22 protein-coding genes are annotated in these 17,369 nt (G+C 67.9%); 14 read left to right on the top strand and 8 right to left on the bottom strand.

The window, feature by feature from the left end:
* Window positions 1-40: 40 nt before the first annotated feature.
* From AU198_RS25435 to AU198_RS25425, 3 genes are read left to right on the top strand one after another with little or no spacing between them, the layout of a single operon-like run.
* Complete coding sequence (locus AU198_RS25435) at window positions 41-496, top strand: nitroreductase/quinone reductase family protein (protein WP_064351358.1); 456 nt, start codon at window positions 41-43, stop codon at window positions 494-496.
* A gap of 10 nt (window positions 497-506) precedes the next feature.
* Entirely contained in the window at window positions 507-956 is a 450-nt protein-coding gene (locus AU198_RS25430; RefSeq protein WP_064351357.1) for a nitroreductase family deazaflavin-dependent oxidoreductase, read from the top strand.
* Window positions 953-1,864: a 1,4-dihydroxy-2-naphthoyl-CoA synthase gene (locus tag AU198_RS25425; protein ID WP_064351356.1), complete on the top strand. Its 912-nt coding sequence runs from the start codon at window positions 953-955 to the stop codon at window positions 1,862-1,864. Before AU198_RS25430 ends, AU198_RS25425 begins: the two co-directional genes overlap by 4 nt.
* Here AU198_RS25425 and AU198_RS25420 read toward each other — a convergent pair.
* Window positions 1,855-2,799 (bottom strand): oxygenase MpaB family protein, encoded by a 945-nt coding sequence (locus AU198_RS25420; protein WP_064351408.1) that lies wholly within the window; start codon window positions 2,797-2,799, stop codon window positions 1,855-1,857. The genes AU198_RS25425 and AU198_RS25420 overlap by 10 nt on opposite strands.
* A 145-nt stretch (window positions 2,800-2,944) precedes the next feature.
* Between AU198_RS25420 and AU198_RS25415 the strand changes: the two genes are divergently transcribed.
* From AU198_RS25415 to AU198_RS25400, 4 genes are all read left to right on the top strand, one after another.
* On the top strand, window positions 2,945-3,526 hold the full coding sequence (locus AU198_RS25415; RefSeq protein WP_064351355.1) for a TetR/AcrR family transcriptional regulator: 582 nt from the start codon (window positions 2,945-2,947) through the stop codon (window positions 3,524-3,526).
* A 61-nt stretch (window positions 3,527-3,587) separates the two neighbouring features.
* Complete coding sequence (locus AU198_RS25410; protein WP_064351354.1) at window positions 3,588-4,472, top strand: SDR family oxidoreductase; 885 nt, start codon at window positions 3,588-3,590, stop codon at window positions 4,470-4,472.
* Entirely contained in the window at window positions 4,473-6,014 is a 1,542-nt protein-coding gene (locus AU198_RS25405) for a long-chain-fatty-acid--CoA ligase (RefSeq protein WP_064351353.1), read from the top strand.
* A 19-nt stretch (window positions 6,015-6,033) separates the two neighbouring features.
* Complete coding sequence (locus tag AU198_RS25400; RefSeq protein WP_064351352.1) at window positions 6,034-6,405, top strand: VOC family protein; 372 nt, start codon at window positions 6,034-6,036, stop codon at window positions 6,403-6,405.
* A gap of 10 nt (window positions 6,406-6,415) precedes the next feature.
* Here the strand turns inward: AU198_RS25400 and AU198_RS25395 are convergent, their stop codons facing one another.
* The 3 genes from AU198_RS25395 to AU198_RS25385 are packed head-to-tail and all read right to left on the bottom strand — an operon-like array spanning window position 6,416 to window position 8,292.
* A complete protein-coding gene (locus AU198_RS25395; RefSeq protein WP_064351407.1) occupies window positions 6,416-6,718 on the bottom strand; it encodes a DUF3349 domain-containing protein in 303 nt (100 codons plus the stop codon).
* A gap of 13 nt (window positions 6,719-6,731) precedes the next feature.
* A complete protein-coding gene (locus AU198_RS25390) occupies window positions 6,732-7,016 on the bottom strand; it encodes a hypothetical protein (RefSeq protein WP_064351351.1) in 285 nt (94 codons plus the stop codon).
* Window positions 7,017-7,029: 13 nt separating this feature from the next.
* A complete protein-coding gene (locus AU198_RS25385) occupies window positions 7,030-8,292 on the bottom strand; it encodes an inorganic phosphate transporter (protein WP_064351350.1) in 1,263 nt (420 codons plus the stop codon).
* A 223-nt stretch (window positions 8,293-8,515) separates the two neighbouring features.
* Between AU198_RS25385 and AU198_RS25380 the strand changes: the two genes are divergently transcribed.
* Together AU198_RS25380 and menE are read left to right on the top strand one after the other, a co-directional pair.
* Complete coding sequence (locus AU198_RS25380) at window positions 8,516-8,818, top strand: DUF3349 domain-containing protein (protein WP_064351349.1); 303 nt, start codon at window positions 8,516-8,518, stop codon at window positions 8,816-8,818.
* A 68-nt stretch (window positions 8,819-8,886) separates the two neighbouring features.
* Window positions 8,887-10,014 (top strand): o-succinylbenzoate--CoA ligase, encoded by a 1,128-nt coding sequence (menE, locus tag AU198_RS25375; RefSeq protein WP_231744778.1) that lies wholly within the window; start codon window positions 8,887-8,889, stop codon window positions 10,012-10,014.
* On the opposite strand, the gene AU198_RS25370 is transcribed toward menE, so the two are convergent.
* Complete coding sequence (locus tag AU198_RS25370; RefSeq protein ID WP_064351348.1) at window positions 10,011-10,352, bottom strand: DUF3140 domain-containing protein; 342 nt, start codon at window positions 10,350-10,352, stop codon at window positions 10,011-10,013. The genes menE and AU198_RS25370 overlap by 4 nt on opposite strands.
* 76 nt (window positions 10,353-10,428) lie before the next feature.
* Here AU198_RS25370 and AU198_RS25365 point away from each other — a divergent pair, with 76 nt between their 5' ends.
* Together AU198_RS25365 and AU198_RS25360 are read left to right on the top strand one after the other, a co-directional pair.
* Complete coding sequence (locus tag AU198_RS25365) at window positions 10,429-11,043, top strand: pyridoxamine 5'-phosphate oxidase family protein (RefSeq protein ID WP_064351347.1); 615 nt, start codon at window positions 10,429-10,431, stop codon at window positions 11,041-11,043.
* 66 nt (window positions 11,044-11,109) lie between these two features.
* Complete coding sequence (locus AU198_RS25360) at window positions 11,110-12,465, top strand: hypothetical protein (protein ID WP_064351346.1); 1,356 nt, start codon at window positions 11,110-11,112, stop codon at window positions 12,463-12,465.
* A gap of 41 nt (window positions 12,466-12,506) precedes the next feature.
* On the opposite strand, the gene AU198_RS25355 is transcribed toward AU198_RS25360, so the two are convergent.
* The gene (locus AU198_RS25355; protein WP_156431749.1) at window positions 12,507-13,148 is read right to left on the bottom strand and encodes a TIGR04282 family arsenosugar biosynthesis glycosyltransferase; all 642 of its coding nucleotides are present in this window, start codon (window positions 13,146-13,148) and stop codon (window positions 12,507-12,509) included.
* A 17-nt stretch (window positions 13,149-13,165) separates the two neighbouring features.
* Window positions 13,166-13,822, bottom strand: coding sequence for a glycosyltransferase family 2 protein (locus tag AU198_RS25350; protein ID WP_064351345.1), 657 nt, complete (start codon window positions 13,820-13,822; stop codon window positions 13,166-13,168).
* 102 nt (window positions 13,823-13,924) lie between these two features.
* On the opposite strand from AU198_RS25350, the gene AU198_RS25345 reads away from it, so the two are divergent.
* The 3 genes from AU198_RS25345 to AU198_RS25335 all read left to right on the top strand — a co-directional run bounded on the left by AU198_RS25345 (window position 13,925) and on the right by AU198_RS25335 (window position 16,232).
* The gene (locus tag AU198_RS25345; RefSeq protein WP_064351344.1) at window positions 13,925-14,626 is read left to right on the top strand and encodes a response regulator transcription factor; all 702 of its coding nucleotides are present in this window, start codon (window positions 13,925-13,927) and stop codon (window positions 14,624-14,626) included.
* Entirely contained in the window at window positions 14,626-15,648 is a 1,023-nt protein-coding gene (locus tag AU198_RS25340; RefSeq protein WP_064351343.1) for a sensor histidine kinase, read from the top strand. The genes AU198_RS25345 and AU198_RS25340 overlap by 1 nt, the downstream gene beginning before the upstream one ends.
* 131 nt (window positions 15,649-15,779) lie before the next feature.
* Window positions 15,780-16,232: a nitroreductase/quinone reductase family protein gene (locus AU198_RS25335; RefSeq protein WP_064351342.1), complete on the top strand. Its 453-nt coding sequence runs from the start codon at window positions 15,780-15,782 to the stop codon at window positions 16,230-16,232.
* A gap of 4 nt (window positions 16,233-16,236) precedes the next feature.
* Here the strand turns inward: AU198_RS25335 and AU198_RS25330 are convergent, their stop codons facing one another.
* Entirely contained in the window at window positions 16,237-17,364 is a 1,128-nt protein-coding gene (locus tag AU198_RS25330; RefSeq protein ID WP_064351341.1) for an NAD(P)H-dependent flavin oxidoreductase, read from the bottom strand.
* Between the last annotated feature and the right edge of the window lie 5 nt (window positions 17,365-17,369).

Here is a 17,369-nt window from a genome sequence, read left to right as displayed (position 1 = left end):
TCCGGCTACGTCGTCACGGTATGAGCGGTAGCCTCCCCGCATGGGCGATCGGATGGCACCCCCGCGGTGGCTCAAATTCGCCAACAAGCTGGTGATGGTGCTGTTGCGTCTCGGGTTGCCGATCTCGCGGCACGAATCCCCTGTGGTGTTGACCGTGCCCGGCCGCAGGACCGGTAAGCCACGGTCGACGCCGATCACGCCGATGTTCGTCGACGGCGCCCGCTACGTCATCAACGGCTACCCGGGCGCGGACTGGGTGAGCAACGCCCGCGTGGCCAATCAGGTCACGCTGCGGTATGGCCGGCGATCCGAGCGAGTGCGCCTCGTCGAGCTGACCCCGGACGAGGCGCGGCCGGTGCTGCGGCAGTTCCCGGCGCAAGTTCCCGTCGGCGTCGAGATGATGACGCGTGCCGGGGTGTTGGAGACCGGGACGCCCGAGGAACTCGAGGCCATGGCGGGCCGCCTGCCGGTGTTCCGCGTCGAGGTCATCACGTAGCGTTTGCGCCATGTCCGACATTCGCCTGCCCTGGTGGCTGAAGTACGTCAACAAGGTGATGATCGGCCTGCAGAAGCTGGGCATCCTGGGCGACAAGGGCCCGGTCGTGCTCGAGGCGCCCGGCCGCAAGACCGGTAAGCCGCGCAAGACCCCGGTCACCCCGATGGAGGTCGACGGGCAGCGCTACGTCGTCGGCGGAGTACCCGGCTCGGACTGGGCCGCCAACGTCAGGGCCGCCGGTGAGGTCACCCTGCACATCGGCCGCCGCAGCGAACGGGTGCGGATGGTGGAGATGCCGATCGACGAGGCACGACCGTTGCTGCGGGAGTTCCCGTCGAAGGTGCCCACCGGCGTGGACTTCATCAAGGGCGCGGGGCTGGTCACCGGACCCGACCCCGACGAGTTCGAAGCGCTCGCGGGCCGCTGCCCGGTTTTCCGCATCGATAAGGTAACCCCGTGAGTGACAACCCCTTTGACCCATCGCTGTGGCAAGCCGTCGACGGTTTCGAGCTGACCGACATCACCTACCACCGTCAGGTCGTCGACGGTGTCGCGCAGCCGACGGTGCGCGTTGCGTTCGACCGGCCCGAGGTGCGCAACGCGTTTCGGCCGCACACCGTCGACGAGCTGTACCGCGTCCTGGACCATGCGCGGATGTCATCGGACGTCGGTGTGGTGCTGCTGACCGGTAACGGCCCCTCGCCGAAGGACGGTGGATGGGCGTTCTGCTCCGGCGGGGATCAGCGGATCCGCGGCCGCAGCGGTTACCAGTACGCATCGGGCGAGACCGCCGAAACCGTCGACCCGGCGCGCGCCGGGCGCCTGCACATCCTCGAGGTGCAGCGGCTGATCCGGTTCATGCCCAAACCGGTCATCTGTCTGGTCAACGGGTGGGCGGCCGGCGGCGGACACAGCCTGCACGCGGTATGCGACCTGACGCTGGCCAGCCGCGAGCATGCCCGGTTCAAGCAGACCGACGCCGACGTCGGCAGCTTCGACGGCGGCTACGGCAGCGCCTATCTGGCCAAGCAGGTAGGCCAGAAGTTCGCCCGCGAGATCTTCTTCCTCGGCCGCGCGTACACCGCGGAGCAGATGCACGCGATGGGTGCGGTCAACGCGGTCGTCGACCACGCCGATTTGGAGAAGGTGGCACTGCAGTGGGCGTCGGAGATCAACGGCAAGTCGCCGCAGGCGATCCGGATGCTCAAGTACGCGTTCAACCTCACTGACGACGGCCTCGTGGGTCAGCAGTTGTTCGCCGGTGAGGCAACGCGATTGGCGTACATGACCGACGAGGCGGTCGAGGGCCGCGACGCGTTCCTGGAGAAGCGGGACCCCGACTGGAGCGCCTTCCCGCGCTACTTCTGAGCGACGGCGCTCGGCACCCGGTAGGCGAACGACTTCTTCTGCCGCTCGGCCATCTTCTCCAGGCACTGGTGGTGCTTACGGGCGTGGTAGGCCAGCGGGAAGTACGTCAGCCGGTCGGGAAGTACGCGGTAGGCGATGCGGATCGCCTTGTAGATGCGGTTGAGCTGACGCTCCTCTTCGGGGCTCCAACTCACGCCGAGCTTGGCGCGTAGGCGCGGGTCGAGCAGCCCGACGATCGACAGGTAGTTCAAGCGGAGTACCGGCCGCAGCATGGCCTTGATCAGCGGATAGAACAGCTTCGGCACCGACGGCGGCATCTCCATCGTGCCGGTGATCAGGTCGTCCATCAGCTTCCGGGCCTGCGGGGTGGCCTCGAGCTTGTCGATCATCGACTCGAAGTACTCGGTCATCTCCTGATCGGTCTCGGGATAGTCGCGCATCGGCACATGCAGCAGGCGCGCCAGCCGGCGGTTGTCGCGCAGCAGTTGCGTCTTCTCGGTGTCGGTGAAGTCGCGCCCGATCAACAGGCGAGCGCCGTGGACGTTGACGATGTAGCCGGTGCAGATGACCCATTGGTACGCCTCGGGATTCAGGGCGCTGATCTGTTTGCCGGTCTCCGCGCTCTTCATCGTCATCGGCCGGTGCATGGCCCTGACCCGGTTTCCCTCGGCGACGGCTTCGGTGCCGCCGTACGTCCACCGCAGCACCGAGTCGATGGACCGGATCGCGCGCCCGCCCGGATCGCCGTGGAATGCCGCCGAGTAGCGGCCGGTGACCTCGGCGATGACGGGATGCATCGCCTGCATCATGAACGCCGCGCCCTCGAAGATCAGGAATGTCCAACGCCCAGTGTGCTCGGCGGTCAGCGAATCCGGCGGGACCAGTTCGATCGGCTCGTCGTCGACGGACAGGTCTATGTCCGAAGTGGCGGTCATGGCGGTGTCCACCTCCATTCCAGGTAGTCAGGCGAGGTTAATATGACCGTCGGGTCGCATTCAAGTCGCGTAAGGGGCGCTCGTGAGCAGCGATAAACGCAGGTCAGCACGCCGTAAGACGCCGAAGCAGCAGCGCTCTCGTGAGATGGTCGCAAAAATCGTCGAGACCACGGCCGGTCTGCTCCTGACCACCGACCCCGCGCAGGTGACGACGAACCTGATCGCTGATCGCGCGGGGGTCAGTAAGGGATCGATCTATCAGTACTTCGCCGACAAGGACGAAATCCTCGAGGCCGCCATCGAACACCTCGCCGCCTCGCAGGCACCGGTCATCGAGGAACGGCTACGGGACGTGACGCTCGCCCAGCCCGCCGAGGCGATGGCGGCCTCCATCGACTTCCTCGTCGACGTGACGATCGCCAACCGCGGCCTGCTTCGGTACCTCGCCGAACGGCCGGACCATGTGCGCGCGTTCGAGAGCATCTCGGGCCTGAACGCCACGCTCGTGGCGATGTCGACGTTGCACATGAACCACTACCACGACCAGTACCGCAACGAGCTCAGCCCAAAGGCGTTGGCGTGGTTGTTCTTCAACATGACGGTGGCGACGACACTGCGTTACATCGAGTCCGAGGACCCGATCCGCCTCGACGAGTTGCGAGCCGGGCTGAAGTTCGCTTCGTCGGGCCTGCTGGCCGGCGGCCCGGGCCGCACGCGCGATTTGTGAGTGAATTCGATCGATGAGCGAACGTTTTCACTCACAAACGCCTCACCTAGACTCACCGCTCGTGAGCAAGAGCCCGTTGCGGCGGTTGGCCGATCAACTCGTCCTGACCACCATGCGCCCGCCGGTGGTCCCCGAGTTGCTGCAGTACCAGCGCGGCCGCGACATCGTCGACCTGCGCGGTAAGCGCATCCTGCTCACGGGCGCGTCATCGGGCATCGGCGAAGCGGCCGCGGAGAAGTTCGCCCGCCGCGGAGCCACCGTCGTGGTGGCCGCACGCCGCCAGGAGCTGCTGGACGCGCTGGTCGAGCGGATCGTCGATCAGGGCGGGGACGCCTGGGCGCACGCCTGTGACCTGTCAGACCTCGACGCGGTCGACGGCTTGGTCGAGCGGGTCACCACGGAGCTCGGGGGCGTCGACATCCTGATCAACAACGCCGGCCGGTCGATCCGCAGGCCGCTGGCCGAGTCGCTGGAACGCTGGCACGACGTCGAACGCACCATGGCGCTCAACTACTACGGACCGCTGCGACTGATCCGCGGCCTGGCGCCGGGCATGCGCGAGCGGCGCGACGGCCACATCATCAACGTGTCGACCTGGGGTGTGCTCAGCGAGTCGTCGCCGTTGTTCTCGGTGTACAACGCCTCGAAGGCGGCGCTGACCGCGGTGAGCCGCGTCATCGAAACCGAATGGAGCGCCGACGGAGTGCACTCCACCACGCTGTTCTATCCGCTGGTGCGCACACCGATGATCGCCCCCACCCGCGCCTACGACGGCCTGCCCGGGCTGTCCTCCGACGAGGCCGCCGACTGGATGATCACGGCCGCCAGAACCCGGCCCGTGCGGATCGCGCCGCGGATGGCCGTCAGCGCCCAGGTGCTCAACAGCTTCGCGCCCGCGGTCGTCGATGCCGTGATGAAACGGCAACGCGTACAACCGAACAAGTAGATGCCGCACCCTGACATCGCGACCGTCGCCGACATCGCACGCGTCTTCGGCGCCGAACGTCGCGACGCCGTCGCGTTGATCTCCGGCGAGCGCACCGCGACGTTCGGCGACCTCGACACCCGATCGAACCGGGCGGCCCAGGCGCTGCGCGCCGCCGGTGTCGGGTTCGGTGACCGGGTCGCGTTCGTCGAGAAGAACGGCATCGAGTTCTTCGAAGTCGCTTGTGCGCTCTCCAAACTCGGCGCGGTCGTGGTGCCGGTCAACTGGCGGCTGGCCCCACCGGAGATGTTGCACATCATCGACGACGCCGGCGCGAAAGTGGTGATCGTCGGCGCCGAATTCTTCAATCACATGGAGGCGATCGAGGACCGGTTGGATGCTCTCGTCGTCGCCGTCGGTGAGCATCCCCGTTGGCCGGATTTCGATCGCTGGATCAGCACCTATCCCGCCGAGGACCCCTGCGTCACAACGCAACCCGACGATATCGCGTTCTTGATGTACACCTCCGGCACCACCGGCTCACCCAAGGGTGTGATGCTGACCAACGACAACTACTTCTGCAAGGCCACCGGGATCGCCGACAAGTGGCGCTTCGACGCCGACAGCGTGAGCCTGGCCGTGATGCCGATGTTCCACATGGCGGGCTCGGGTTGGGCACTGGTGGGTCTGTGCGAAGGTGCGCGTACGGTCGTGCTTCGCGACGTCGACCCGTCGGCCATCCTCGATGCCGTTGCGCAGCACGGCATTACGAACATGCTGCTGGTTCCGGTGGTGATTCAGCGCCTGTTGGAGACCCCGGGGGTCGCGACGACGGACTTCTCGGCCCTGCGCGCCATCGTCTACGGCGCATCGCCGATCACCGACGACGTCCTGGTCCGGGCGCTCGAACGGTTCAACTGCGATCTGCTGCAGGTGTACGGGCAGACCGAAACCACCGGATCCATCACCCAACTGGACCGTCACGACCCCGAACTGCTGCGCTCCTGCGGTAAGCCGTTCGGTTGGGTCGAGGTGCGCATCGTCGACGACGGGGGCCGCGACGTCCCCACCGGCGCGGTCGGCGAGGTGTGGACACGCTCCCGCCAGAACATGCGCGGCTACTGGAACAACCCCGCGGCGACGGCGGCGACCGTCACCCCTGACGGCTGGCTGAAGACCGGCGACGCCGGTTACGTCGATGCCGAGGGTTATGTGTACCTGCACGACCGGGTCAAGGACATGATCGTCTCCGGCGGTGAGAACGTGTACCCGACGGAGGTCGAGAACGTTCTGATGACGCACCCGGACGTCGCCGATGTGGCGGTGATCGGTGTGCCGGACCCGACGTGGGGTGAGGCGGTGAAGGCTGTCGTGGTGCCCGCCCCGGGCTGCTCCCCCAGCGAAGTGCGGTTGATCGCGTACGCACGCGAGCGGCTGGCGGGCTTCAAGTTGCCCAAGTCGGTGTCGTTCGCCGAGGACCTGCCCCGCACTCCGAGCGGCAAGATCCTCAAGCGTGCGCTGCGCGAACCCTACTGGGACGGTGTCGGGCGGCGGATCGGCTGAGCGTGATAGACACGATGTCATGGAGATTCTGGCCAGCCGGATGCTCATTCGGCCGGCGGACTACCAGCGTTCGCTGACGTTCTACCGCGACGAGCTGGGGCTGGCGATCGCCCGCGACTACGGTGCGGGCACGGTTTTCTACGCCGGCCAGTCGTTGATCGAACTCGCCGGTCACGGTGGCCCGCGTGCGGGCGGCACGATGTGGCTTCAGGTGCGCGACGTGTACGCCACCGAGAAGGAGTTGTCGGGTCGGGGTGTGCCGATCGCGCGGGAGGCCCGCGAGGAACCGTGGGGTCTGCACGAGATGCATGTCAACGACCCCGACGGAGTACTGCTGATCTTCGTCCAGGTGCCCGAGACCCACCCGCTGCGCCGCGACACCCGGCGGTGATGCGCTGGACTCAGCGCGCCGGCGCCAGCGGCCAGCCGACGGAGGCCAGCCGCGACGCAACCTGGTGCATCTCTTCGGGATTCGGTTCCTGCGCGGTGACCCGGTGGATCGCCGCGCGGATGTCGTCTTCGGTGACGATGTCCGAGCTGGCGCCCTTGAGGACCGCCTGCGCGGCGCTGACCACTTCGTCCTCGGCGAGCGAGCGCTTCAGCAACGCGAGCAGCGGGAAGTAATCGGTGGGCGGCACGCCTTCCGGATACCCGCGGCGCAGCCAGTTGAGCACGCTGTCCAGCACGGTGCGGTTCTCGGTCATGGTGCGGCACATCTCATTTCTGCGGCATGAAGGGGAACAGGTCGATTCCCGTGTGGTGGATGATCGTGGCCCGGGTGATCCACAGCACCGCGGTGACGATCACCCATGCGACGAAGACGAACAAACCGATGCCGAGGTATTTGCGGGCCGGGTTGGGCGCGGTCACGGTGCCGTCGGCGGACTCGTCACCCACGCCGCTGGAGAAGGCCATCAATCCGGTGGCGAACAACGCGGGCAGTCCCGCGCCCAGGACCAGCCCGACCACCAATACCTTCAGCATGCTCTCGAGATAGGTCATCGGCGTTCCTCTGCTACACCGTCGCGGCCGGCTTGGCGGGTTCGGGCATGGCCTCTTCGATGGCGGCCCGCAGTTCAGCGGGAACCACGGAGTTGGTCGCGGCGTCCCACTCGGCGTTGACGTTGGTGTGGTCGACCTTCTGCTGCTGGGCGCGCCACCACATGTAGAACGACAGGCCGACCAACACCAGGAAGATGAACCCGTCACCGGCCAGGCCCGACCCGGTGAGCGCCTCGACGCCATGCGCCAGCCAGAACGACAGTGCGCCAACGAGTCCCGCGGCCGGCAGGGTGATCAACCAGGCCACGGCCATGCGGCCCGCGACCGCCCAGCGCACTTCGGCCGCCGGCTTGCCGACGCCGCTGCCCAGGATCGAACCGGTGGCGACGTGGGTGGTGGACAACGCCATGCCCGCGGCGCTCGAGCTGAGAATGATTGCAGCCGAGGATGCTTCGGCGGCGAAGCCCTGCGGTGACTGAATCTCGACCAGGCCTTTGCCCAGGGTGCGGATGACGCGCCAGCCGCCCAGGTACGTGCCGAGGCCGATCGCGACCGCACAGCTGAAGATGACCCAGAACGGCAGGCCGTTCTCCTTCACGTCGCCGGTCAGGTGCCCGGTGGTGATGAGCGCGAGCGCGATGACGCCCATCGTCTTCTGCGCGTCGTTGGTACCGTGCGACAGCGCGACCAGCGAGGCGGTCGCGACCTGGCCCCAGCGGAAGCCCTCCCGGCGGCGACGCTCGGCCACCTTGCGGGTGATCCGGTACACCAGCCAGGTGCCGCAGGCGGCCACCAGGCAGGCGATGACCGGCGCGGCGATCGCGGGAATGAGCACCTTCTGGCTGATGCCGCTCCAGTTGACTCCGGCGGTGCCCATCGCGGCCAGGCCGGCGCCGATCAGCCCGCCGAACAGCGCGTGCGAGGAACTCGACGGGATGCCGAACAACCACGTCAGCAGGTTCCACAGGATGCCGCCGATCAGCCCGGCGAAGATGATCGTCAAGCCGGTCGACGCGTCGATCGTGGGCAGCAGGGCGCCCGTCTGGCCGTCCTGCACGTTGAGCACCGAGGTGGTCACCGTGACTGCGACCTCGACCGACAGGAATGCGCCGACCAGGTTCAGAATGCCGGCCAGCAGGACCGCGGTCTTGGGCTTGAGTGCGCCGGTGGCGATCGACGTGGCCATCGCATTGCCGGTGTCGTGGAATCCGTTGGTGAAGTCGAAGGCCAGTGCGGTTGTGATCAACAGCACGAGGACGATCAACTCAGCGCTCACGGGGCTAATTCTGGGGCCATAGCGGTCGTTTCACCTAATCTTCAACGCTCTTCGACCGGCGTGTCATCTGGCATTTCGCCGTCTCGGGCCATGTGTTCACCCATTGTTCACCCGCCGGCGGTCGAGTGTTTGCCACCGGCGCCAAACTTCTCTTTGTTCCGTCGCGCACTAGCATCATCCAATCGACAGTGGGTAGACCCGATGCGACACGCGGGAGGGCACAGTGACGAAGTTTCTGGCCAAAATTGTCGCGTGGATCACGGCGGGTTACCCCGAGGGGGTGCCCGGGCCGGACCGGGTGCCGCTGTTCTCGCTGCTGCGGCGGCGCCTCACCGAGGACGAGGTGCGAACCGTCGCCATGGAGCTCAAGCGAAACGGCGATTTCGACGATGCCGATATCGGGGTCCTCATCACCCAGATCACCGATGCGCTGCCCACGTCCGAGGATGTGGAGCGGGTTCGCCAACGGTTGGCGGTCCGCGGCTGGCCCCTCGATGATCCACGCGACGCGGAGGGTGACCCATAGCCGTCCTGCGCCCGGTCGCGGTCGGGTCCGGCGCCGCGGCGTTGTCATTGCTGCCCGTCGTGCACGACATGCTGGCCGGTCGCGCCGCCGTGCTGCCGGTGCCCGCCGAGGATCACCGCGAATCGTCGTTTTTGACAACGGCTTTACGATGCGGGGCGGATATCGACGACGACGTGGCGGTGGTGGTGCCGACATCCGGCACGACCGGAATCCCCAAGGGCGCGATGCTGACCCCCGCCGCCTTGACCGCCAGCGCCGAGGCGACACACCACCGGCTCGGCGGACCGGGACGCTGGCTGCTGGCATTGGCCGCGCATCACATCGCGGGACTTCAGGTGCTGGTCCGCAGTGTCGTCGCGGGCACCACACCGGTGGCCTTGGCGCCCTCCTTCGACCCTTCCGAATTACCCTCTGCCATCAAAGCTTTGGGCTCCAGACGGCGGTACGCCTCGCTGGTGGCCGTACAACTCGACAAAGCGCTGCGCGACGAGCGGGCGGCCGACGCGTTGGCCGCGCTGGACGCCGTCCTGATCGGCGGCGGCCCGATGCCGGCGGGTCTGGCCGAACGTGCTGCCGCCGCGGGGATTTCGGTCGTGCGTACCTACGGTATGAGCGAGACCGCGGGCGGATGTGTGTACGACGGTGTGCCGTTGGATGGCGTGCGTGTCCGGATCCTCGACGGCGCGAAGCCGGCGACATCGGGCGGGGGAGCCGGGCAGCCGGCGACATCACACGCGGGCCGGATTGTGTTGGGCGGCCGGACACTTGCGAAGGGCTACCGCAACCCGGTGGACCCCGATCCCTTCGCCGATGCGGGCTGGTTCCGCACTGACGACGTGGGAGTCGTCGACGCCGAGGGCCGGTTGACGGTGCTCGGCCGGGTCGACGACGCGATCGGCAGCGGCGGGTTGACCATCATGCCCCAGATCGTGGAGGCGGTCCTGGCCACCCACGATGCGGTGGCCGAATGCGCGGTGTTCGGGGTGCCCGATGAGCGGCTGGGTCAGCGGGTGGTGGCGGCCGTCGTACTCGTGGCCGGTCGTGACTCCCCCACGGACGCCGAACTACGCGAGCACGTCGCCGCGACCCTGGATACCACCGCGGCACCGCGCGAGTTCCACGTCGTCGACGAATTGCCGCGGCGCGGCATCGGCAAGATCGACCGGCGCGCGCTGGCGGCCCGGTTCCAGAGCTAGGTCACGGGTTTGAGCGGGTCGTGGCCGATCGTCATGAGCCTGTGCCGCCAGTTCTCCTGGCCGGCCGTGGGCTCGAGATCGACGCCGCGTTCGGCGTGAACGCGGTCGACGACCTTGCGCATCACCCGCTCGTCCTCGTCGGTGAGGTCGACCGACCGCTTCTGCAGGATCTCGAGCACAGCGCGGCCGGTCTTGGTCCCCGACTGGTCGGGCATCTCTTCGGAGTCCTCGGCGGCCGAGCGGGTGCGTAGCCAGTCCAGCAGCTCGCGGGACGTCATGTTGACCACGCGGTGAAATTCGTCCCACAGCTCGGCATCGACCTCGACGTGGTGTGCCATTGCACTCACCTCCGCCCGTTCGGCTACCCGACGACCGGCGGGGTTAACCCATTGCGCGGTCGAGCATGATGGACCCATGCGTCGCGAAGTCAACACGGTCGACGAGTTGCGGGCCATCGTCGGGCCCCCGGACCACTACGTCGCCAACAAGGTCAGGGACCGCCTGTCACCGGTACAGCGTGACTGGCTCGCCCACTCGCCGCTGGGTTTCGTCGCGACGACGGATGCGCGCGGTCGGGTCGACGTGTCACCCAAGGGCGATCCGCCCGGCTTCGTGCACGTCATCGACGACACCGCGATCGCGATTCCCGAGCGGCCGGGCAACAAACGGGTCGACGGCTATCTCAACGTGCTGCAGAATCCGCATGTCGGCACGGTGTTCCTGATCCCCGGCCGCGGCGACACCCTGCGCATCAACGGCACCGCCAAGATCGTCGCGGACGCCGACTATTTCGACGCGCTTGCGGTCAAGGGCAAGCGCCCGATCCTCGCGTTGGAGGTTGCGGTCGAAGAGGTGTTCTTCCACTGCGCCAAGGCTTTTCTGCGTTCGGAAGCCTGGGACCCGTCGACGTGGAACCCGTCGGCGCTGCCGAGCGTCGCCCAGCTACTCAAGTCGATCCGACCCGACTGGAGTCAGGCCCAGCTCGACGAGTACTACAGCGACGAGAACACCCGCACCCGGCTGTACTGACCAGCGCGCGAAACCGCGTTCCGGCAGCAACCACCCCAAGGACGGCTCGGCGAATAGGGTGACGGAATGTCGACCAGTCGCAAGGAGATCGTGGCGGCGGCCGTCGGTGTGTTGCTGGTGGCCGCCGCGTTCGTGGTGCCGCACCTGAACCTGGTGATCGTCACGCCACTGATCAATGCGACACCCGCGCGCATCCGCCAGTTCGCCGACACCGCGCCGATCTTCGGATGGTGGAACGCACACATCGGGTGGGGGACGCTCCCGGCGGTCGTGATCGGCGGCGCGGTCGTGATGTGGGGGCCCATGATCGCGCAACGGCTGACGTGGCGTGCTCTGCCGTGGGCGGCATGGGCGACGGCGTGTGCATGGGCGTTCTCACTGGCCATGATCGACGGCTGGCAGCGCGGTTTCGCCGGCAGGCTGGCCGCCCGCCACGAGTATCTGCGTCAGGTTCCCACCGTCACCGACATACCCCACGCACTGCGGACCTTCTCCGACAGAATCCTTGACTACCAACCTGATTCGTGGATCACCCACGTATCGGGGCATCCTCCCGGTGCGCTGCTCACCTTCGTCTGGCTGGACCGCATCGGGCTCGGCGGTGGCGCGTGGGCCGGCCTGTTGTGCCTGCTGGTGGGATCCAGCGCGGCGGCCGCCATCGTCGTCGCGCTCCGTGCACTGGCAGGGGAAGCGACCGCGCGGCTGGCGGCCCCGTTCGTCGCCGTTGCGCCCACGGCGATCTGGATCGCGGTGTCGGCCGACGGCTACTTCGCGGGGGTCGCGGCGTGGGGTATCGCGCTGCTGGCGACGGCGATCGGAGGCACGGCGCGGTGGCCCGTCCTCGCCGCGGCCGGGGCCGGTCTGCTGCTGGGCTGGGGTCTGTTCCTCAACTACGGCCTGGTCCTGATGGCCTTACCGGCGCTGGCGGTGCTGATGTGCGCGTCCGACTGGCGGGCCGGGGCCCGTGCCGCGGTATCGGCCCTCGGGGTCGTCCTTGTCGTGGTGGCGGTGTTCGCGGCGTTGGGGTTCTGGTGGTTCGACGGCTATCACCTGGTGCAGGAACGCTATTGGCAGGGCATCGCCAACGATCGGCCGTTCCAGTACTGGGGTTGGGCGAACTTCGCTTCCGTCGTGTGCGCGATCGGCCTCGGCAGCGTGGCCGGTCTGGGCAGGCTGTTTGACATCGGGGCGATCCGGCGTCGGCCCGGCCTACCGATGATTCTTCTCGGCGCGCTGTTGGCGATCCTGTTCGCCGACCTGTCGATGTTGAGTAAGGCTGAGACCGAACGTATTTGGCTGCCGTTCACCGTCTGGCTGACCGCCGCCGGGGCGCTGCTACCGCCGCGGTCGCATCGCTGGTGGCTTGGCGCCAACGTGGTGGGTGCTCTGCTGCTCAATCACTTCATCCTGACGAACTGGTGACGGTCGCGGGTCACTGCGAGACCCTCGGTCTCGGCGATGCATCAGGCGAGCACGGCTTCAACCGCTCGGGCGAACCGGCTGTCCGGTGCGCAGCGCCGGCGCACCGCGTCGAGGTCGTCGACGGTGTCGAAGTCGGCGAGCTCGTCGACCGTCTCGACATCTATTCCCTTGCCGCGCAACGCGGCAAGGGTCAACGCGCCGGTGTCCGGTCGCGACATCGGCACGCTCCGCAGGCATTCGGCCATGGACGGGTGCGAAACGCCCAACACCCACCACCCACCGTCGGTCGCGGGACCGAGTACCGCGTCTGTTCCCATCAGCGCTTGGCCGCAGTCGGCGAGCAGGCCGGCGGTGACCTGCGGGGTGTCCATGCCGATCTGCAATACGGGGTCGCCGGTAAAAGCGTCGGCGTGCCCGTTGGCCAATCGCTCGGCGAAGTCGGCGCCGCGTTGAGGTATCACCGTGAATTCAGCCAGGCGGCCGGTGATTTCGTCGCACCGGATTGCCTGCTGAAGGTTGCCGGTCATCGCGACGACCCTTCCCGCGGTGGGCGCGGCGGCGACCGCGTCGAGGGTGTCGAGCAGCGCGGCGGCGGCCAGGTCGGCTGCGGCGGTGTCGCCGATCGTCGCGGCGAGCCGGGTCTTCGCCAAACCGGGCACCGGGGCCTTGGCCACCACCAACATCGTCACCGCCGGCACCGTCACGAGATCACCCGCCAGAAGTCGAAGGCCGCAACCGCGCTGCCGCGCACCGACCCGCTGACCTTGGACTTGCCGCCGGTGCGCGCGCGGTAGTCGACATCGCGCTCGACGACGCGCCACCCGGCGGACGCAGCGCGGACCAGCAGTTCGAGGGGATACCCAAAGCGGCGGTCGCTGACGCCGAGATCGAGCAGAGCGTCGCGGCGCGTGACCCGCATCGGGGCGATGTCGTGTACCGCCAGGCCGTGGCGCTGCCGCAGCCGCCAGCACACCGCCGCGGTACCGAGGCGGGCATGCCATGGCCACTTCAGCCCCGGCACCGGTCGGCGCCGCCCGATCGCCATGTCGGCCCCCCGGTGCAGTTCGTCGACCAGAGCGGGCAGGTCGCCAGGATCCAGTGAGCCGTCGGCGTCCAAGACCGCCACGACGGGCGTCGTGGCCGCCACCACCCCGGCGTGCACCGCGGCTCCGTAACCCGGGCGCTTCTCGGCGACCACCTGCGCTCCATGCTCCAGTGCCACCTGCGCGGTCGCATCGGTGCTGTTGTTGTCGACCACCAGCGGCCGGTATCCGTCCGGAATCGCCGCCAGCACGCCGGGCAGTGATTGCGCCTCGTTGAGACACGGAAGCACCACGGTCACCGGACAGGCGGGCATGGGTCGAGGCTAGCCAGCCGCCGGGGGCGCCCACCAGTGGATCAATGACGAATCCGTGACATCGGCGCAGGTAGTCGCCACACGGGGCTACCCTCGGGAACTGTGACGCGCGTATTGATTGCCGACGACGACAGCGTCGTGCGTGATGTCGTGCGTCGCTATCTCGAGCGCGACGGGCTCGACGTCGCGATCGCGCACGACGGAGCCGAGGCCCTGCGGTTGCTCGGCTCCCAACACATCGACGTCGCGGTGCTCGACGTGATGATGCCCGGTCCCGACGGGCTGACGCTGTGCCGCAACCTGCGTCGGCGCGGCGGCTACGCGGTGCCGGTGATCCTGCTGACCGCGCTCGGTGAGGAGGACGATCGGATCGCGGGCCTGGAGGCCGGCGCCGACGACTACCTGACCAAACCGTTCAGCCCTCGGGAACTGGCGCTGCGGGTGCGTTCGGTGCTGCGGCGCGCGCCCGCACCGACGGGTCGGCGGGCATTGGACATCACGGTCGGCGGGCTGACCGTGTCGACCGCCGCACGCACCGTGACCGTCGACGGAGCGCCGGTGTCGCTGACCAACCGCGAGTTCGACCTGCTGCTGTTCTTCCTCACTCACACCGACGTCGTGTTCAGCCGCGAGGAGCTACTGAAGCAGGTGTGGCACTGGGACTTCGGCGACTTGTCGACGGTGACCGTGCACGTCAAGCGGCTGCGGTCCAAGCTCGGTGAGCACCACCGGGTGCAGACGGTGTGGGGCCGCGGTTATCTGTGGAGCAGCGAGGCCCGCTCGCCGGAAGGCCAGAGCGCCTAGTGCCGTCCGACCTCTGGGAGATCATCGGGTTGGCGCTGGCATGCTCGGCTCCGGTGGTGCTCGCGGGCGCGCTCATCATTCGGCTGGCGCGGTCGTGGTCGCTGGCGGTGAGCATGGTGGCGCTGGTGCTCATCCCGGTTCTGGCGACGTTCACCGGGGTGCTCGGCGCGAGCGGTTTCATGATCACCGAAACCTTCGAGAAGACCGCGATCGTCCTGGTGATCGTCTCGGTGGTGACGATCCCCGCCGCGGTGATGCTGGCGCGCTATCAGGCCCGCCGCACGGTGTGGGAGCAGGAGATTCGCGAGTCGGAGCGGGCCGCCGAGCAGTCGCGTCGACGGCTGGTCGCGTTCGTCAGCCATGATCTGCGGACCCCGCTGGCCGGGATCCGGGCGGTCTCCGAGGCGATCGCCGACGGTGTGGTACCCGACGCCGAAGTTCGCGTACACGCGAAAACCATTGAGCAGGAATCGGTCCGGCTGTCTGAGATGGTCGACGACCTGTTCGAGATGTCGAAGATCAACGCGGGTGCGGTCCAGCCGGTGTTCGACAGGGTAGCGCTCGACGAGGTCGTCGACGACGTGTTGACTGCGCACCGGATCGCCGCCGCGCGTGCGGGTGTGGCGCTGACGGCCGAACTACCGGAGGCGCCGGTCCGGGTGCTGGGCAGCGACCGCGCGCTGGTGCGGGTGCTGTCCAATTTGGTGGCCAACGCGATCGCGCACACCCCGGAGGGTGGTCGGGTGTCGTTGTCGCTGGGATCGGACGAGAACGGTGCGTGGGCGCGCGTCGACGACACCGGTGTCGGGATCGACGAGGCCGACCTGCCGCGGGTGTTCGACGTCGCCTACCGCGGCTCGAACGACCGCGTGCCGCGCGCCGATTCGTCGCTGCCCAGCGGGTCGGGGCTGGGGCTCGCGATCGCCGCGGGGCTGGTGCAGGCCCATCGCGGGACGTTGTCGGCGCGCAACCTGGGCAACGGCGCACGCTTCGAGGTGCGGCTGCCGCTGGCGGCCGACTGACTTCTCGTCGCCGAACAGCATCCCTGGTCGTTGACTTTTCACGACCGTGAATTGTTGTTCGACGTTTCGGGGTTGTTTTTGAGTGATCACTCAATTATCGTCGTTTACCAGATCCCACGAGGAGGTTCCCGATGCCCACTACACGGAGCGCCGACAAGGCGGTGCGCAAATTCAAGTTCGAGCGGCAACTGGGTCGCGTCCTGATGAACCCGGTGGTCGCCGCGCTCGACCGCGTGGGTATCCGCTCGTCGTTGGTGGTCGAACTGGAGACGATCGGCCGCAAGAGCGGGGAACCGCGGCTCGTGCCGCTGGCGGGCCGCGCCGACGACACCGGTGTGTGGGTGATCTCCCAGCACGGCCGCCGCGCGGGCTGGGCTTACAACATCGCCGCGGACCCTCATGTGCGGGTGCGCGTCAACGGCGAATGGCGCACGGGCACCGCGACATTCGAACCCCATGACGACGTCCGCGCCCGCGCCCGTAGCTTCGGCGGCGCGGGCAGGCTCGGTCAGTCGGCGACGGCGTTGACCATGCGGGCAATGGAAAGCGACCCGATCTCGGTGCGGATCACGTTCGACGCCTAACGATTCAGTCGGGCAGCGAGTTGCTCAGGCGTTCGGTCGCGGCGACGTAATCCTCGATGAACTCGCGCACCACCTCGCGCGCGGGTTTGACCTTGTTCATCAGCCCGACCCCTTGCCCGACGAAGTACGTCGCCAACGCCTGCGCGCCGGGATGCCCCTGGGCGGCCAACACGTCGATGCGACGCACGACGGGTTCGGCGAGCATCGACTGCAGCGGAAGCGGCAGCGGCTTCTGGCCGCCCTCGTTCGGCAACCACGCCTGGGTCCAGTCCGAAACCAGTTGGCGCGCAGGCTTTCCGGTCCTGCCAGCCGATCGGACGGTGTCACGCGACGAGGCGGCCAGGAACTTCTCCTTGGTGTAGGGGGCGGTCTCGGCCTCCTCGGTCGTCAGCCAGACCGAACCCGTCCAGGCACCCGCCGCGCCCATCGCCACCGTCGCGGCCATCTGCCTGCCGGTGACGATCCCGCCCGCGGCGAGCACCGGGATGTCGCTGCCGATCGCCGCCAGTGCCTCCAACACCTCGGGCACCAGCACCAGCGTCGTCACCTCACCGCAGTGCCCACCGGCCTCGGTGCCCTGGGCCACGATCAGGTCGACTCCGGCCTGCGCCTGCTTGACCGCGTGCTCCTTGGCTCCGACCAGCGCGGCCACCGGCACGCCGTTCTCCTTACCCGCCTTGATCATGTAATCCGGCGGCACGCCCAACGCGTTGGCGATCAACCGGATCGGGTGGTTCATCGCCACATCCAGCAGGTCTTTGCCGGTGTTGCCCGACAGGGCGGCGTTGCCGAACCGCGGCGCCTCCTCGGCCTCGATATCGTGCGCGGCCAACAGCTCGGTGACGAAGCCGCGGTATTCGTCGGGGATCCGGCCCGCGAGGTCGCTCATCGTCAGGTCCTCGCCCTTGCCCTCGTAGCGGGCGGGAACGATGAGGTCGACGCCGTAGGGCTTACCCCCGACGTGGTCATCGATCCAGGCCAATTCCTGGTCGAGCTGCTCGGGTGTGTACGCCGTCCCGCCCAGCACGCCGAAGCCGCCCGCGTTGGACACCGCCGCCACCACGTCGCGGCAATGGCTGAACGCGAACAACGGGAAGTCGATGCCGAACTGTTCACAAATCGCTGGTTTCACCCGGC

This window comes from Mycobacterium sp. GA-1199, assembly GCF_001500045.1.
Classification (GTDB): domain Bacteria; phylum Actinomycetota; class Actinomycetes; order Mycobacteriales; family Mycobacteriaceae; genus Mycobacterium.
Note: the sequence above shows the minus strand (reverse complement) of the source record. Positions and strands in the feature narration are given on the sequence as shown.

Bases quoted from the DNA above. Each gene is read 5' to 3' on its own strand.
- menE (WP_231744778.1), top strand. From the start codon at position 8,887: ATGCTGGCCGGTCGCGCCGCCGTGCTGCCGGTGCCCGCCGAGGATCAC.
- AU198_RS25400 (WP_064351352.1), top strand. From the start codon at position 6,034: ATGGAGATTCTGGCCAGCCGGATGCTCATTCGGCCGGCGGACTACCAG.
- AU198_RS25370 (WP_064351348.1), bottom strand. From the start codon at position 10,352: ATGGCACACCACGTCGAGGTCGATGCCGAGCTGTGGGACGAATTTCAC.
- AU198_RS25430 (WP_064351357.1), top strand. From the start codon at position 507: ATGTCCGACATTCGCCTGCCCTGGTGGCTGAAGTACGTCAACAAGGTG.
- AU198_RS25335 (WP_064351342.1), top strand. From the start codon at position 15,780: ATGCCCACTACACGGAGCGCCGACAAGGCGGTGCGCAAATTCAAGTTC.
- AU198_RS25365 (WP_064351347.1), top strand. From the start codon at position 10,429: ATGCGTCGCGAAGTCAACACGGTCGACGAGTTGCGGGCCATCGTCGGG.
- AU198_RS25355 (WP_156431749.1), bottom strand. From the start codon at position 13,148: ATGTTGGTGGTGGCCAAGGCCCCGGTGCCCGGTTTGGCGAAGACCCGG.
- AU198_RS25420 (WP_064351408.1), bottom strand. From the start codon at position 2,799: ATGACCGCCACTTCGGACATAGACCTGTCCGTCGACGACGAGCCGATC.
- AU198_RS25350 (WP_064351345.1), bottom strand. From the start codon at position 13,822: ATGCCCGCCTGTCCGGTGACCGTGGTGCTTCCGTGTCTCAACGAGGCG.
- AU198_RS25435 (WP_064351358.1), top strand. From the start codon at position 41: ATGGGCGATCGGATGGCACCCCCGCGGTGGCTCAAATTCGCCAACAAG.
- AU198_RS25360 (WP_064351346.1), top strand. From the start codon at position 11,110: ATGTCGACCAGTCGCAAGGAGATCGTGGCGGCGGCCGTCGGTGTGTTG.
- AU198_RS25405 (WP_064351353.1), top strand. From the start codon at position 4,473: ATGCCGCACCCTGACATCGCGACCGTCGCCGACATCGCACGCGTCTTC.
- AU198_RS25415 (WP_064351355.1), top strand. From the start codon at position 2,945: ATGGTCGCAAAAATCGTCGAGACCACGGCCGGTCTGCTCCTGACCACC.
- AU198_RS25390 (WP_064351351.1), bottom strand. From the start codon at position 7,016: ATGACCTATCTCGAGAGCATGCTGAAGGTATTGGTGGTCGGGCTGGTC.
- AU198_RS25395 (WP_064351407.1), bottom strand. From the start codon at position 6,718: ATGACCGAGAACCGCACCGTGCTGGACAGCGTGCTCAACTGGCTGCGC.